This window comes from Stenotrophomonas sp. GD03819 (assembly GCF_029841665.1).
Taxonomy (GTDB): domain Bacteria; phylum Pseudomonadota; class Gammaproteobacteria; order Xanthomonadales; family Xanthomonadaceae; genus Stenotrophomonas; species Stenotrophomonas geniculata.
In genome coordinates, this window is the sequence record NZ_JAOCEW010000001.1 from 171,284 (window position 1) to 186,884 (window position 15,601).

Here is a 15,601-nt window from a genome sequence, read left to right on the forward strand (position 1 = left end):
TCCTTTGGGAGGAGGAAACCATGCGGCGACCCGCCGGAGCAGTGCATAGCATCTCGTTGTCCCCCACACCCCTGATCGTGGCGCTGCTTGCCGTGCTGGCGGGCCTGCCCACGGCCCAGGCGCAATCCAGCAAGGAGGCAGCAGGGCAGGATCCCACCACGCTGGACCAGGTGCAGGTCACCGGCATCCGCGAATCGATGCAGAGTTCGATCAACAAGAAGCGCGACGACACGGTCATTGCCGATGTGCTCTCGGCCGATGACATCGGCGACCTGCCGGCGCCCTCGCTGGCCGACGCGATCGAGACCCTGACCGGCGCCGCCTCGACCCGCGACAAGACCGGGGCCTCGGAAATCTCCATCCGTGGCCTGGGCGCCTTCCTCAGCAGCACCAACTTCAATGGCCGCGAGATCACCAACGGCAGTGGCGACCGCTCGGTGAACTTCAACATGTTCCCCGCCGAGCTGATCAATACGGTCGCCATCTACAAGACCCAGCGCGCCGATATCATCGAAGGCGGCGTGGCCGGCACCATCGGCCTGGAAACAGTGCGCCCACTGGAGTACGGCAAGCGGGCGGCGCAGATCGATCTGCGTGGCAGCTGGGCCGAGTATGACAAGAAGTACCGCGACGACGACGGCATCGGCTACCGCGGCACCGCCAGCTACATCGACCAGTTCGAGTTCGGCAACGGGCAGAAGCTGGGCATTTCGCTGGGTTTCCAGCGCCTGGACGGCACCGATCCGGAAGAGAGCATCACCAGCGGTTCCACCTGGTATGCCTGCGATGGCACGCAGAACGTGGGTAATGCCAACTGCAATGAAGTGTCCGCGCAGGCCATCGCCAACGGCGCACCTTACTACCTGGTGCCCAGCAGCCGCATCTACCGGCTCAAGCAGGAGCGCAACGACCGCCAGAGCGAGTTCGCTGCCCTGCAGTGGCGGCCCAATGACGTGGTTGAAGTGAATCTCGACTTCGAACACACCGAGCGCAACTGGTACGAGAACCGCAGCGATCTGAGCCTGTCCAACGCACGTCGCGGCATCACCCAGCGCGACGTGGACGCAGAGGGCATCGTGCGCCACCTGCATGGCAGCACCTCGATCGACTCCACCTCCAACCGCTACTGGCGTGGCGAGGAATACACCGGGGGTGGCCTGAACCTGATCCTGCGACCGACCCCGGCCTGGGAGCTGTCCACCGATCTTTCGTACTCGCACACCAATCGCCTCGATAGCGAGCGCATGACCCGCCTGCGCGCGAACCAGCGCGACGTCAACAATGCCGTCGTGCCCGGCATCAGCAGTGGTGCCACCGGCTACGTGGACTATGACTGGGACTGGCACGGCGAAGTGCCCAGTGTTGCGCTGGCCCCGAACTTCGACCCCACCAACTGGGACGCCTACACCGGGGCGGCGCGGGTGACCTCAAGCGCAACGGAGAACGACCACAAGATCAAGGCCGGCCGCTTCGATGCCAGTTTCATGCCCGAGTCCGGTTTCTTCACCCGCATCAAGGGCGGCGTGCGCGCCAGCCAGGCCGACTACCGCCTGCGCGACAACACCCTGGTAACCGACTACGACCAGCGCGTGGCGGCCGACAAGGCGAAGATCATCGCTGCCAACCAGGCCTGCCGCGCACCATTCCCCCAGGATGACTTCATGGATGCCGCCAGCGGCAACACGATCTCCTCGTGGGCGTACTTCGATCCGAACTGCCTGTACCAGTCGTTCCGTGGCAGCCTCGACAGCGGGCTGGATCCGGGTTTCCAGGATCCGAACAATGTCGATATCACCGAGAAGACACGCGCGCTCTATCTGCTGGGTGAGTTCAGCAGCAGCCTGTTCGGTTTGCCGGTGACCGGCAACCTCGGCCTGCGCTGGGTCAAGACCGATGTTCGCTCCGAAGGCGTGCGTACCGGCCTGCGTATCGAGGACAACGGTGACGGGACGATCCGCCTGCAACCCACCGGCGAGTACAGCACGCAGGTGTTCAAGGCGGGCAACGACAAGCTGCTGCCCAGCCTCAACGCGGCCTTCGAACTGCGCCCGGACGTGTTGCTGCGGGTCGGTGCATACCGCGCGATGTCACGGCCGGACATCGCCGCGCTGGGTGCGGGGCGCACCATCAACGTGAGCAGTGATGCCACCTACGGCAACCTGGCCGGTGCGCTGGATGACATCAGCGCCAGTGGCAACCCGGCGGCGCAGCCGCTGATGTCCTGGAACGGCGACCTGTCACTGGAGTGGTACCCGAACCCGGACACGATGCTGGCCGGCGCGGTGTACTGGAAGCAGTTCAACGGCGGCACCGCCACTGCGCTGATGCCGGAGACCTACACCATCGACGGCCAGAGCGTGACTGTGCCGGTGCGGCAGCAGGTAACCACCGACGAGGACAGCACGCTGACCGGCTTCGAGCTGACCGCCACCCATCGACTGTCGTACCTGCCCAAGCCGTTCGACGGGCTGGGCTTCAAGGTCAGCTACAACTACGCCGATGCCGACTACCGGACCCAGGACTCACGACTGGGCGAGCAGCTGGCCAGTGATGGCACGATCATTCCGGCGATCGTGCCGCCGGCGGGTCTCAGCGGCTTCTCGCGGCACGTCCTGTCCGGCTCGATCTACTGGGACGTCGGGCGCTTCAACATCCAGGCCATCGGCAAGTTCCGCTCGCACTACTACCAGGACTTCACCGGCAACACCGCGCAGCAGAACCGCTACTATGATGACAACACCAGCGTGGACCTGCGCCTGCGCTACCGGGTGAACAAGCAGTTGTCGCTGTCGCTGGAGCTGATGAACCTGACCAACGAGCCGCGCGTGGCCTACCAGCCGCTTTATGGGAACTTCCGCGAAGTGGTGACCTACGGGCGGCGTGCGTATTTCGGTGTACGATACAAGTTCTGAACAGGGCGGCGCGGCCAGTGGTCGCGCCGTCGCTCCAACCGGACCCTTGCCGGCCGCGGTGGCAGGGCAGGGACCCGGAGGGAATCGCCAAGGGTCAGCCGCATGTCCGCCAACCGCCTTTACCAGACCATCGCTGCCAAGCTCCGCAAGCTGATCGAGGACGGCGAATTTCCGCCGGGCTCGCGGCTGCCGGGCGAGCGTGAACTGGCCGAACGGTTCGGTGTCAGCCGGGTCACCATCCGCGAAGCCGAGATCGCACTGGAAGCACAGGGCTGGATCGCCATCCGCATCGGTTCGGGCGTGCATGTGAAGCCGCGCCCGACGCAGGCGTCCGGTGGGCTGCCGGATGTCAGCGCCTTCGACCTCACCGCTGCCCGCGCGGTATTCGAAGCCGAGGCTGCCGCGCTGGCTGCCAGCAATCTGGATGATGCCGGCATTGCCGAATTGCAGGCGTTGGCCGAAGCGCTGTGCCGTCGCGACCTGAGCGACGCCGAAGCCGGCGAGTACGACCGCCGTTTCCACCTGGCCATCGCACGGCTTTCCGGCAATCCGGTGGTGGAATTTTTCGTGCAGCAGATCTGGCGCATGCGCAGCGAACTGCCGCGGGTGAGCGAGGTCTATGCCCGGGTCTGCCACGATGATGGCGCCAGCCGTGCCGACGAGCACATGGCCATCTTCGAAGCCCTGCGTGCGCGTGATCCGGTGGCCGCACGCAATGCGATGCGCCATCACTTCCAGCGCCTGTTCGAAGCCATGCTGCAGGCGACCGAAAGCCAGGCGCTGGAGGAGATCCGCCGCCGCACGCAGCAGGACCGCGAACGGTTCATGGCGACGACGCGTATCTGAAAGGCGTTCTGCGGGCGACGACCTGATGTGGCTGGCTACCGCCGTCGGGCTTGATGCCCACGGCCTTTCTACACCGCTGGAACCGTGATCCGCTGCAGATCCAGCTTGGCCCTGAGCGCATAGTGCTTGCGGGTGACCGGCACGGTGCAGGTCAGGCGTGGATCCAGGTAGTCCTTGAACATCGGCGGTCGCGAAGCGCCCAGATAGAACGGCCGATCCTGCTTCACCGCGGCGGGCAGCAACACGTCGGACAGATCGCTGTCGGACGCATCGGTCACCAGGCAGGGGGCATGGCGGAAGCCGAGCCTGCGCAGCAGGTACAGCCGGTGCGAGCCGTTGGTCAGGATGATCCGGCGGCCAATGCGTGTGGCGCTGATCAGGTTGTCGCTGAAACCGAGATAGACGACAAGGGCGTGGCTGGCTGCGCCGAACGGCTCGTAACCGGCGATGGTGCGAGGGTCGATCGTCGCCACGTCGAGGAAGCGCAGGTCGTTGGACGCAGATGCGAACGTGTAGATGCCATCGGACTGGGTAAAGCGCACATCCGGATGTGTGTGGCGTCCACGTCGCGCCACCAGCTCCATGATCTCGCTTGCATCGGGTGACGCGGCCGTGGCCGCTGCAAGCTGATCGATGTGGCGCAGGTTGATGCACTCCTGGAAGACCACCAGCCGGTCGATCTCCACCATCTTCCAACTGCGTGGGACCATGCTCGTCATGCGGTGCATCGAGGGTTGGCGAAGCGCCTGCTCGGCCAGTGGCCGCATCTCTTCGGGCAGGTCGAGGACGTCCATGGCATCGGCGTGGTCTGCTTCGTCGTGATGAAGGCGACGCACCAGGGCGCGGGCTTCCCGCCACTGCTCCACCAGCATCGCTTCATCAAAGCTTCCTGGTGGGCAACGCTCCCGGACGAAGCGGATGAACTTCGGCAGTGGAAACAGGCCCTTCAGCAGAAGGGTGGAATCAAGGCCATCGTCATTGATCTCGGTGGGCATCCATCTCGCTCTCTTGGGAGTCGCTGCAGCGCCGTCCGATCACGGTCGGCCGTCACACCAAAATAATATGTTATATCGTAACATTTACGTGCCTTGGCGGCAATCGTCCTGAAACACGTGGGGCGAGGCTGGCCTGGCCGCTGTGCATCCACTGCATCGCGTGGGTGCATCCACTGACTAGAGGAGATGTTCATGAACGAACTGATTGAGCTGGGCGTAGTGGCTGGAGAGCAGAATCACGAAGACCAGGGTGAACTGATCGAGCTGGGCTCGGTGGTTTCCGAAACGAAGGCGCACAACCACGGCACGTTGTGGGATGGCGTCTTCCCGACCACCTCGCCCTGATCCATCGCACCCTGCATGACCTGCGGTGCATGCCCCCCGCATGCACCGCTCTGATGCCTGCAGCAGCATGAGATCACGCTCGCGATGGACCAGCCTGAAACCACCTACTTCCTTTCGAAGCACGCACATGTCTGTGTGACCGGTGACGCAATGGTCATTCTTGATCAGGCCTCCGGCAGCTATCTCTCCATCGATCGGCGCGGAGCGGCGGCGCTTGGCGGGCTGGTGCAGGACTGGCCCCTGGCCTCCGATGGAGCGCCGAGGCCGAGGATGCTGCAGTCGCTGCTTGATCGGCGCCTGATCACCCAGGATCCGCTGCGTGGCAAATCCGCAGCAAGTGCCGAAATCGCGTTGCCCCTGCACTGGGTGCGCGAGGGCGAGTCCCGAGGATGTCCGCCGATCACGGCCTGCGATGTGCGCCGCTTCCTGGCCTCGGTCACGCGCGCGGCCTGCAGCAGGACGTTCCTGCCTTTCAACTACACGGTGTCGGCAGCCCGTAGGCGCGGTCAGGCCTCCATGCCGGGCGAGGTGGATCTGCAGCAGCTGGCCCTCCTGGTCCGGGTGTTCGATTGGTTGCGACCGATCGCCTTCAGGAAGACCGATGAGTGCTTCCTCTACTGCCTGGCCATGCGTGAGTTCCTGTCGCGGTACGGCATCGTTCCCGCGTGGGTGTTCGCGGTGCGCACCCAGCCGTTCGCAGCGCATTGCTGGTTGCAGCACGGCGACCAGGTCCTGACCGACATCCCCTTCAATCTGCGCCGGATGACGCCCATCCTGGTGCTGTAACCGGCTTGAGGCATGTACCGATACATCGCTCTGTTCTGGAACGAACATTCCGAATCCGCTCGTGCGCAGGCTTTGCAGGCCATGGAACGGATCGAAGCGGGCCGCCCCGGCATCGCCTGCGTGATGAAGGGCTGCGGCGGCGCCATCTATGCCCAGACCGACAACCCGGGCTACTTCGAGTACAGCCGGTCCGGTCCGCTGGTGGTACTCGGCAAGCTGTTCCACAAGGTGTTCGCCGCCGATACCGTTCCCGCAAGGGCATTTCCCGATGCTGCATCGGCAGACAGCGCCTGCAGTACGCAGGGCAGGAGCCTGGTGGAGCAGTACTGGGGGCGCTACGTTGCCGTGGGCTACCAGCCGGATACCACCCGCTGGTTCGTGCTGCGCGATCCGACAGCGGAGATTCCGTGCTACATGACCACGGTCGATCAGTTGACGGTGGTCTTTTCGAGCATGGAAGACTGCCTGCTGCTGGGAGTGGGTGACTTCAACGTCGACTGGTCGTTCCTGTCCTATTCGCTGCTGTTCCCGTTCCGTGACGGCCTGCAGACAGGCTTCGAGGAGGTCACCGCGCTCGAAGCGGGCGAGGCAGTGACGATCCGTGATGGCCGGCCGATCGGCCGGCACTACCAGTGGGATGTGGTGCGGCAGGCCAGTGAAGCGCCCATCGAAGATCTGGAGGAAGCCGTGCAACTGGCACGTGCAACGCTGCTGGGCTGTATCGGTGCGCTGGCGAGCCAGCATCGATGCATCCAGCTTCAGTTGTCCGGCGGGCTGGACTCCTCCATCGTCCTCGCCGGCCTGCTGCATGCGCCCTCCGCACCGGAGGTGAAGTGCGTCCATCACTACGATGCCGGCATTGGTGCCGATGAGCGCATGTTCGCGCGCATGGCCGTTGCCGGTGCCCGTGAATCCTCCGGAAGGAGCTGCGAGTTCGTCGAGTACCAACGGCAGCCGCACTGCTCGCTGGAAGAGATCATGGACTTCCCGCGAACCGCGCGTCCTGCGCATTGCTCGGGTTACCTGCTGCATCGGCGCGACGTGGATGTCGACGTGGACACGGTGCAGTTCACCGGTGTCGGCGGCGATGCGGTCTTCCTCCGCTTCAAGGGCAATGCCGCTGCCATCGACTATGCGTGGCGGCGTGGGATCGACCGTGACTTTTTCCGTGTTGCGTTCGAAACCGCGCAGTCGGGTGATTCGCTGTACGGGGTATTCAAGGATGCCTTCGTCCACGGCGTGCTCAAGAAGCCGGGCAACATCAATGGCCGCTGGGGCAACCCGTGCGAATGGGTGAAGGTGGATGCGTCAGAACAGGATGGCGTGCCGCCGGCCTGGCTGCGGCAGGCACGCGCACAGGGGCACAGGCTCTCTCCGCACAAGCTGGCGCACATCGGCCGGATGATCTTCCCGACCAGCGTGCTCGATCCCTTCGAGGGCGCCGGACGCTGGCACGGCGTATCACCCATCAGCGCGCAGCCTGTGGTGGAACTGTTCGCCCGCCTGCCGCTGCACCTGCTGATGGCCGGCGCGGAAGACCGGACGATCGCGCGTCGCGCACTGCAGGGCCTGCTGCCGCAGGCGCTGCTGTCGCGCAAGGTGAAGTCCTACCTCGACGATCACTCGGTGGCGGTCACCCAGCGGCATCAGCAGTTCATCAGGGGCCTGCTGGTGGATGGCCTGCTGGCGCGGCGGGGCTACATCGACAGCGCATCGGCCGACGCGGGCATCCGCAGGGTCAGCCCGGATCACTCCTCCCAGGTGCTGGGCATCTTCGGTCCGCAGGTCAACATCGAAGCCTGGCTCAGGCGCTGGATGGGCCGGCCAGGCGCGCCTGCGGTCGGCGTGGCCTAGCCGCTCCGGCTCATTTCCTCAAGGTAGAGGCTCTCCAGGTCATTGGCGGTGATCGTGCTGGCATCCAGTGTCCTGCGCAGCCTGCCGGCTTGCATCAGCCCGATGGTCGTCGCCACTTCGCGGGCACGGAACAGATCGTGGGTGGCCATCAGGATCGCCGTGCCGCGGTCGCGCTGGCGCACTATCAGCTCGTGGAATTCGGCCGAAGCGGTCGGGTCCAGGCCGGACGTCGGCTCGTCAAGGAGCAGTGCCCTGGCTTCCTTGATGATGGCCAGCGCGATGCCCACCTTCTGGCGCATGCCCTTGGAGTAAAGCCCGACGCGTCTCCCGAATGCCTCGGGCGCCAGCCCGGCAGACCTGAGCGCTTCCTTCAGCCGTGCGGGCGAACGCTGCTCCACCGCAGCCAGGCGCGCGAAGTAATCCAGGTTTTCATAGCCGGTCAGTTCGTCATACAGCGCCACGTTCTCCGGGATGTACAACAGGCGCCGGCGTACCTCCTGTGGCCGCTGCCAGGCACTGAGCCCATCAACCTCGGCGGATCCGGAGGTGGGTTCGAGGAAGCCCAGGAACAGCTTGATCGTGGTCGACTTGCCGACCCCGTTGGCACCCAGCAGGCAGAAGATCTCGCCGGGAGCTACCGTGAAGCTCACATCATCCAGCGCCCGATGCGTGCCGTGTTCCTTGACCAGATGCGTTGCAGTCAGCATGAGTGGTGTACCTCAGGGGGTGGCCAGCCGACGCCGCATCGACCAGGCTGCGATCAGCAGAAGCAGGGTGGCGACCGCCAACGCGGCCAGGTCGATCAGTACACCGCGTTGCAGGGCGCCCGCCGTGTCCTGGAATTCGAAACGGGGCAGGGCGTCGTACTCGGCCAGCGTCTGTGGCACGTCACGGTCCAGATAGTCCTTGTGCAGCTGCCGACGTGCGTGCCAGTACATGAGGACCTGCTGCTGGAACGCCAGCGCCCGGTCGGCGTCGGATCCGGCGAGGCGGTCCAGTGCATCCTGCACCGCGACCGACGGCAGCAGCAGGCGCGCCCGGTCGAGTGCCCGGCGTCGCACGTCCTCAGCCTCCGTATGCGCGGCGATCAAGGGCGCGATGGCCTGATCGGCCTGGACAAGATCGGCATAGGCCACGCGCACGGCGTCCGCAATGCGCGGTGCTGGCGAACGCGTGGCGGGGGAGGCTGCCGCGTGGCGCAGCTGCTGCTGGCGGGCAGTGTCGGCCAGTTGCGCCTTCAACGCGGTGGCCAGCTGCATCTGCGAGGGCGGTGGAACCCTCAGGTTCACCGCTGCCAGGACCAGTGACGGGGCCATGACAACGATCAGCAGCCACAGTGCGCCGGAAGCGATCGCGGCCTCGGTGGTGCGCCGGGCGAAGCAGCCGATAAGCACCGCCAGCGCCAGCCAGACGCTGCCGTAGGCGAGCACGATCAGGGCAAGCGCGGCCAGGCCGGAAGGACTCGTGGCCCCCGAACCAGCGGCAACGGCAAGGATGATCGCCAGCGCAGGCAGCAGCACGATGGCAGCGCGGGCCAGCGCCTTGACCGCGATCAGCCGTCCCGCCGCGATGGGCTGTGACAACATCAACGCGGTGATGCCGCGCTCGCGTTCGCGCGACCAGAGGTCGAAGGTGGTCGCCAGGATGACCAAGGGCAGCAGAAAGACAATGACGAAGGCCAGGTCGAATCGGCCAGCGGCCTGCACGGCAGGATTGCCGATGTCGGACCACACATGCCTGAGCAGCTGGCTACGGTCGCCCAGCGCAACCACGTCGGCGGTGTAGGGGTAGGCGTCCGCCTGTCCAATCGACAATGCCGCCATCGGGCCGGGAGGGAGCACCGGCTGGACGCGGGGCAGTACCGACGGTGCCTTGCCAACGAATCCCCGGCTTCGGTCCCTGGCATCCTGTTCTTCCGCGTTGATCAGGCTGATGGCTGCCTCGCGCTGCCCGACCCACGCACTGCCATTCCATGCTGCAAAGGCCGCCAGCACCGCCAGCAGGCCAAGCAGCACCGGCAACGCCCGGTCACGCAGCAGGCGACGGATCTCATGCCCTGCGATCGACAGGCTGCTCATGGGGCACTCCCGAGATGCCGCGCCGACGTGAACACCAGCCCCAGGGCCAGCAGCACCCAGGCCAGCAGGATGGCGAAGTTCACCGACTGTGCCGCGGCGATGTGGCCCAGCGGGGGTTGTTGCGGGCTGTACGCCACGGAGCGGGTAAGGGTCGCGATATCGGCCAGATGCTTGCTGCCGTTCGCGGCCTTGTGCTGTTTCACTTCCAGGTTGAGTGCCTGGATCAGCCGGTAGCGATAGTCCTCGACCCCGCGCAGGAACGCCAGATGTGCAGGGAAGTCGGTGCGCGCCAGTGCCCGTGACACGGCCTGCAGCGCGAGGGTGGGGGACAGCGCCGCAAAGGCGCGTTGCGTGATCGCCTGCCGCTGGTAGGTGGCGTAGATGCGCTCGAAGTGGCGGTTGTAGGTCTCGGTGGAATTCGCTTCGGCGAACTCCAGCGCCACACCGCGGAAGTTGACCGGAAGATCGTCCACGTCCTTCACCTGGTAGCGTGCCAGCATCTCTGCTTTCAGTGCGTCCAGCCGCTTGTCCGCCGGGTCGTGACCATCAGCGCCGTGCTCCGCGTCCTCGGTGACCGCCGCCCGGAACGCGGGTGCAGTAGGCGTGGGATACAGCGATTCGGCCAGTGCGGGGGCCACCCGCGGCGCGAGCAGGGTGGCCACCACCCAGAAGCCGAGCAGCACCACCAGCGACGTGCGTGCTGCGCTGAAGCGCGCCGAGACACCGATGGTGATGGCGCAGAACACCAGGAGATAGAGCGCATACGCCGCGAACATCGCAACGAGCGCCGTGATGTCGGCCGTGCCGAGGGTGCGGCCGACCATGCCCGGAAGGCTGACCGCCAGCAGGGCGAGGACCAGCAGCAGCGATGCCGTTGCCAGCGCGATCAGGCGGCCACCGATCAGCACGTGGGCCGATGCACCACTGCCGAGCTCCTGGCGGAGGGTCTCGCGGGTGACATCGCCGGAGAGGCTGGCGAATCCGGCAAGGATGATCAGCAGGGGCGCCACGACCTGCAGCGCCCATGCGACGGAGAAGCCATCGAACCGGCTGAGCGCGGTGCCGGCGTCGATGGGTCGGTGCCGGGCCGGGTTCTGCGCATGGCCTTCGATGAACACCGAGGTGCCGACGAAATCCGTGATGCCCGGGTCGAGCGCCGCCAGCGGCCGCACCGGCGCGGGAATGGCGCGGCCGACGTGCGCGGCAGCATGCGGGTCGATCGTGCCCTGGCTGTCCCACAGCCCGGCCTCCTGCTCCGCTACGATCTGACGCTCCTGGGCCTGCTGGGCCAGCCGTGCTGCGCCCGTGGTAACCGACGCTCCCGCAAGCAGCAGCAGGGTCAGCGCGAGCCACAACAGGCGCCGTTCGCGCCACATCAGCTTCAGCTGGGTCGCGGCAACGGCCAGCGCCTGGCGCAGGGCGGATGCGGGTCTGGAGAGGGCGGGGGAGGCATCGCTCACGGCGGGCGCTCTACCAGCGATGGGTCAATGTCATGGACAGGAAGCGGCCGAGCGCCGTTGCATTGGTCGGGTCGAAACCGGTGTTGATGCTGTTGACGATGAAGGGCGGATTCCTGTCGAACAGATTCTGCACGTTGAAGGCCAGCGAGGTGCCCTGGCCGGTGCCGGCAGAACCGCTGAAGTCATACCTGAGATTGAGGTCGACCGTCGTCCACGAGTTGACATGGGGGTCGGCGCGGTTGGCGGGATCGCGATAGCTGTCCACATAGTTCACGAACAACCCACCGGCGACCTGCCGGTGGCTTACGGCGAGGCCACCGCGCACCTTCAGGTCGACCGGGAAGTACACCGCGTTCACCGCGTCGACCTCGGGCGAGGTGGCGGTCACGCGGCGCTTGGAATCGATGATGTATTGGCCGGCAAGGTTCAATGCGATACGGGTCTGGCCGGCGTCGAAATCGTAGGAGGCATTGAAGTCGACGCCGCGCTGCGAAGTGAACGCGTTGTTGCGGAAGCGGTTGTCGAGGATGACCTCGCTGCTGGTTTCATCGGTTCCTGGTGTCAGCGCATAAGGGCCCACCCGCGATACGAACAGTCCCAGGCCGGAGGCACCCAGCTGGCGCGCCTGCTGGATCTGCTGCGGCGTCGGGTTGACGGTCAGCAGGTCCGCATAGGGCACGGTGGATTGCAGGAACAGCGACGGGAAACTGCCGCCGAAACCGCTGCCGATCCTGTCGGCATACTCGATGTGGTAGTAGTTCGCGTCGATCTTGAGGCCCGGCAGCGACGGGGGCGCGAACGAGAAGCCGCCGGTCCAGGTCTTGGCACGTTCGGGCCCCAGGTCCGGGTTGCCGTTGGAGAGCATCATCAGCACCGTGCTTCCGTTGGCCGCGCTCGGGTTGGGTACCTTGGCCACCACCACGGTGTTGTTCAGTTGCATGTCCTGGTAGACCGGCGCCCGGTAGGAGCGGCCGTAGCTGGTGCGGAATGAAAGACCTTCCGTTGCTTCCCACAGCAGGCCGAGCTTGGGGTTGAGGGTGGAACCGAAATCGCTGTAGTCGTCGTAGCGTGCGGCCGCAGTCAGCGACAGCCGGCGAACGCCAGGCATGTCTGCCAGCAGCGGAATGTTGAGCTCGGCGAAAGCGGAACGGATCGTGCGCTGCAGATCCAGCGGCTTCTCAAGCCCACGGTGATCGAGCAGTTCATAGCCATCGCGGCGGTAGCCCGCACCGAATGCCGCGCGTACGCCGCCGGCCGGAAGATTGAACAGCTCGCCGTCGGCGATCATCTCCAGGTAGCGCGATTCGGAATGGGTATCCGTCGGCGGTGCGGTGCTGACCGAGCTGCCGGTGATGGTGGTTCTCTCGTAGGAGACGTCGCTTCTGCCGAATCCGGAATTCAGACGGGCCTGCCACTGGCGCGGAAGCTCGAGGGTAAGGCCGGCGAACACATCGAACTGCCGCGTGTGCGGGAACAGGCGGGTCTCGTCGGCAGTGCCGGAAATGGTGGTGTCCATCTCGCGCTTGGCAAAGGAGCCGGTCAGGTTGAGCGTCAGCACATCACTGAGCGCCTGCACGCCGTCCAGATACAGGCTGTGCCGCTTCGAGCCGGGATAGATGTCGTACGGCCTGACCGTGACGTTCCTGGAAAAGTCCTTGTCGACCGCGGCGAGGTTGGACTGCTTCAGGAACTCGTAGCTGGCCATCAGGTGGCCACCCTCCCACGACCAGCCGGCCGACTGCGATGCCTGGTACTCGTCCATGCTGCCGCGGGTGACGCTGCCGTAGCGCAGCGAGGTTTCATAGCCGGTGAAATCGCGGCGCAGGACGATGTTGACCACACCGCCGACGGCGTCGGTGCCGTAGATGGCCGAGGCGCCATCGGTGAGGATCTCCACGCGCTCGATGGCACTCAGCGGAATCAGCGAGATGTCGACGTACTGATAGCGGTTCGAGGAGGTCACACGGTGGCCGTTGATCAGCGTCAGCGTGGTGCCCGTGCCGAGGCCACGCAGGTTGATGGCGGTGCCCTGGCCGAAGTTGTTGCCGGTATCGCGGTCGACGCCGAGGTTGCCGACGTTGGCGCCGTTGGCACCACCGCCGAAGTTCTGCGGCAGCTTCTCGAAGAGCTGCTGCAACGAGGCCACCCCGGTTCGATCAATGGCCTCCCGGTCGATCACGATGACCGGGGAGGCGCCGCCGCCAATGGCATCGCGGATGTTGCTGCCAATGACCATCACCTTGTCCAGCGTGGCGGTATCGGATCGCCGGTCGCCCTGGACAGGACTGCCGGGAGCGCTGGCATCCTGCGCCATTGCCGAAGCGTTGAGCTGCAGAGCGGCGGCCAGGCTGGCGACCACCAATGCCGCCGGCCTGGCGGTGGATGCGTTGTTCATGCCCCGGTCCATCGATCTCATCGGATGTTGGTCTGCGGCACGAGCCATCGCGCCTTCAATAAAGATGTTATATCATATCATTCAGGATGCGCGACGATCTCTTGCTGTGCCGAGGGGCGACGGCAGGCGCACCGCCACACAGGAGCCACTGCACCGATGCCGGACCGACGCTGATGAGAATGTTCGCGCTGCCGCCGCCGGTCACCGAGATCCTCACCGCGTACTGGAAGGCGGACCGCAGGCTGCTGCTGTTGATTGCCGCCATCGTCGTGCTTTCCAGCCTGGCCACGGTGGCAGCGCCGTACCTGTTCTCGCGCCTGATCGACCGCATCAGCACGGAAGGCATCCGTGAACTGACGGGAGGGTTCCTGCTCTACGCGGTGATGCTCGGTGCCGCCAGCATCCTGCAGAACACCGTGCAGTACCTGTCGTTCCTCAGTGGCGAGAACCTGGGTTTCATCACCAGCACCCGCTACTTCGCGCGGCTGCTGAAGAAGACACACAGCTTCTTCCTGGATTACAACGCAGCCGAACTGCAGGTGGCCGGGGAGAAGGGCCGCAACGCCCTGAAGATCGTGGTGCAGCTTGGCCTGGTGGTGTTCATTCCCAGCGCACTGCAGATCCTGCTGACCCTGCTGACACTGGGTGCGCTGATCAACCTGCAGATGGTGGCGATCGTGCTGGGCTACGGTTCTGTGGCCGTCACGCTCTCGGCCATCGCTACCCGGCGAGCACGGATCCATCGTGAGGCGGCGGTCGAAGCGGGCCAGCAGAATGCGCGCTTCGTCGGCAATGCGATGAACGCGATGGAGACGCTGCGCCAGTTCGGCGGCAGCGCGTGGATGATCCAGCGCTTCGAACAGAAGGCCCAGGAGGTGCGCGACAGCTGGCGGGCCTACGTGCTGCAGCGGGTCGGCTTCATCGCGCTGCTGGGCATCGGCCTGGCGGTCGAGTTCATCGTCACCTTCGCACTGCTGCTCCCGCGCTATCAGAGCGGTGACCTGAGCGTCGGCGATATCGTGCTGTTCAACCTGCTGTTGCTGCAGCTCAACATGCCCTTTGAAATGATCGCGCGCTCGATCGATGACGTTGCCCGTTCGTGGACGCTGCTGACGCCGCTATCGTCCCTGTGGGCGGCACCCGAAGAGCGGCAGGCAGCAAACGCCGGCCGATTCCACGGAGAATGCGGCCGGATCGAGTTCCAGCATGTCAGCCATCGCTACGGCAATGGCCGTGGCGTCCGGGATGCGTCCTTCCACGCCGGGCGCGGCGGCATCAACTTCCTGATGGGGGAGACCGGGGCAGGGAAGTCGACGCTGTTCAAGCTGGCACTGAAGTCGATCGAGCCCCAGCACGGTCGCATCCTGGTGGATGGCATCGACCTGGCCGACATCGACCGTGCCGCGTGGCACGCCGTCGTCGCCGTCGTTCCCCAGGATGTCATCCTGCTCAACGAGAGCCTGGCCGACAACATCCTGCTGGGGCGCCCGCGCGACGACGCCCGGTTGCGCCGCGCGACCCGCCAGGCGTCGATCCTGGCCTTGATCGACGCGCTGCCCGAAGGCTTTGAAACCACCGTGGGCGAGCGTGGCCTGAAACTTTCCGGCGGCGAACGGCAGCGCATCGCCATTGCGCGTGCACTCTACGGAGCGCCCGCCATCCTGTTCCTGGATGAAGCCAGCTCGGCGCTGGACGAGGCGACCGAGCGCGAGATCATGGGCCATATCCGCGCGCTTGCCGGTGATGTCACGATCGTGGCCATCACCCATCGCCGCAGCGTGGTGACCGCAGCCGACCAGGTGATCGTGCTGGCCACGGGCTGACGGGACCTGGCGGACACCTGCACCTGCAGCTGGGGCGCGATGCTTCTGGGGTACGCTGTGCGCGACCGTTCCCGGTGCCACCTGTGCAGTCGACGCCTGGCCCGTGA

General features: G+C 65.6%; 11 protein-coding genes. 6 read left to right on the forward strand and 5 right to left on the reverse strand.

Going from position 1 to position 15,601, the window contains the following annotated elements:
* Positions 1-20 precede the first annotated feature (20 nt).
* Together N5D45_RS00790 and N5D45_RS00795 are read left to right on the forward strand one after the other, a co-directional pair.
* The gene (locus N5D45_RS00790; protein WP_197656469.1) at positions 21-2,912 is read left to right on the forward strand and encodes a TonB-dependent receptor; all 2,892 of its coding nucleotides are present in this window, start codon (positions 21-23) and stop codon (positions 2,910-2,912) included.
* Between the two features lie 102 nt (positions 2,913-3,014).
* On the forward strand, positions 3,015-3,758 hold the full coding sequence (locus N5D45_RS00795; RefSeq protein ID WP_019336533.1) for a FadR/GntR family transcriptional regulator: 744 nt from the start codon (positions 3,015-3,017) through the stop codon (positions 3,756-3,758).
* Positions 3,759-3,826: 68 nt separating this feature from the next.
* On the opposite strand, the gene N5D45_RS00800 is transcribed toward N5D45_RS00795, so the two are convergent.
* Positions 3,827-4,753 carry a hypothetical protein gene (locus N5D45_RS00800; RefSeq protein WP_197601434.1) on the reverse strand — a complete coding sequence of 309 codons (927 nt, stop codon included), beginning with the start codon at positions 4,751-4,753 and terminating at the stop codon, positions 3,827-3,829.
* 192 nt (positions 4,754-4,945) lie between these two features.
* On the opposite strand from N5D45_RS00800, the gene N5D45_RS00805 reads away from it, so the two are divergent.
* From N5D45_RS00805 to N5D45_RS00815, 3 genes are all read left to right on the forward strand, one after another.
* Positions 4,946-5,098: a hypothetical protein gene (locus tag N5D45_RS00805; protein WP_162292569.1), complete on the forward strand. Its 153-nt coding sequence runs from the start codon at positions 4,946-4,948 to the stop codon at positions 5,096-5,098.
* Between the two features lie 84 nt (positions 5,099-5,182).
* On the forward strand, positions 5,183-5,884 hold the full coding sequence (locus tag N5D45_RS00810; protein ID WP_099559312.1) for a lasso peptide biosynthesis B2 protein: 702 nt from the start codon (positions 5,183-5,185) through the stop codon (positions 5,882-5,884).
* A gap of 81 nt (positions 5,885-5,965) precedes the next feature.
* Entirely contained in the window at positions 5,966-7,738 is a 1,773-nt protein-coding gene (locus N5D45_RS00815; RefSeq protein ID WP_279938364.1) for an asparagine synthase-related protein, read from the forward strand.
* Here the strand turns inward: N5D45_RS00815 and N5D45_RS00820 are convergent.
* The 4 genes from N5D45_RS00820 to N5D45_RS00835 are packed head-to-tail and all read right to left on the reverse strand — an operon-like array spanning position 7,735 to position 13,671.
* Positions 7,735-8,445, reverse strand: a complete 711-nt coding sequence (locus tag N5D45_RS00820; RefSeq protein WP_228354534.1) for an ABC transporter ATP-binding protein — start codon at positions 8,443-8,445, stop codon at positions 7,735-7,737. The two genes, N5D45_RS00815 and N5D45_RS00820, sit on opposite strands and share 4 nt — an antisense overlap.
* A 12-nt stretch (positions 8,446-8,457) precedes the next feature.
* Positions 8,458-9,816, reverse strand: a complete 1,359-nt coding sequence (locus tag N5D45_RS00825) for an ABC transporter permease subunit (RefSeq protein WP_164191258.1) — start codon at positions 9,814-9,816, stop codon at positions 8,458-8,460.
* A complete protein-coding gene (locus N5D45_RS00830) occupies positions 9,813-11,276 on the reverse strand; it encodes a DUF3526 domain-containing protein (protein ID WP_228354532.1) in 1,464 nt (487 codons plus the stop codon). Before N5D45_RS00830 ends, N5D45_RS00825 begins: the two co-directional genes overlap by 4 nt.
* 10 nt (positions 11,277-11,286) lie before the next feature.
* Entirely contained in the window at positions 11,287-13,671 is a 2,385-nt protein-coding gene (locus tag N5D45_RS00835) for a TonB-dependent receptor (RefSeq protein ID WP_228354531.1), read from the reverse strand.
* A gap of 173 nt (positions 13,672-13,844) precedes the next feature.
* Between N5D45_RS00835 and N5D45_RS00840 the strand changes: the two genes are divergently transcribed.
* Positions 13,845-15,494, forward strand: a complete 1,650-nt coding sequence (locus N5D45_RS00840) for an ABC transporter ATP-binding protein (RefSeq protein ID WP_279938365.1) — start codon at positions 13,845-13,847, stop codon at positions 15,492-15,494.
* Positions 15,495-15,601 lie beyond the last annotated feature (107 nt).

Excerpts from the sequence above, each read along its gene's own strand:
- N5D45_RS00825 (WP_164191258.1), bottom strand. The coding sequence starts at position 9,816 with ATGAGCAGCCTGTCGATCGCAGGGCATGAGATCCGTCGCCTGCTGCGT.
- N5D45_RS00795 (WP_019336533.1), top strand. The coding sequence starts at position 3,015 with ATGTCCGCCAACCGCCTTTACCAGACCATCGCTGCCAAGCTCCGCAAG.
- N5D45_RS00815 (WP_279938364.1), top strand. The coding sequence starts at position 5,966 with ATGGAACGGATCGAAGCGGGCCGCCCCGGCATCGCCTGCGTGATGAAG.
- N5D45_RS00800 (WP_197601434.1), bottom strand. The coding sequence starts at position 4,753 with ATGCCCACCGAGATCAATGACGATGGCCTTGATTCCACCCTTCTGCTG.
- N5D45_RS00840 (WP_279938365.1), top strand. The coding sequence starts at position 13,845 with ATGAGAATGTTCGCGCTGCCGCCGCCGGTCACCGAGATCCTCACCGCG.
- N5D45_RS00805 (WP_162292569.1), top strand. The coding sequence starts at position 4,946 with ATGAACGAACTGATTGAGCTGGGCGTAGTGGCTGGAGAGCAGAATCAC.
- N5D45_RS00820 (WP_228354534.1), bottom strand. The coding sequence starts at position 8,445 with ATGCTGACTGCAACGCATCTGGTCAAGGAACACGGCACGCATCGGGCG.
- N5D45_RS00835 (WP_228354531.1), bottom strand. The coding sequence starts at position 13,671 with ATGAACAACGCATCCACCGCCAGGCCGGCGGCATTGGTGGTCGCCAGC.
- N5D45_RS00790 (WP_197656469.1), top strand. The coding sequence starts at position 21 with ATGCGGCGACCCGCCGGAGCAGTGCATAGCATCTCGTTGTCCCCCACA.
- N5D45_RS00810 (WP_099559312.1), top strand. The coding sequence starts at position 5,183 with ATGGACCAGCCTGAAACCACCTACTTCCTTTCGAAGCACGCACATGTC.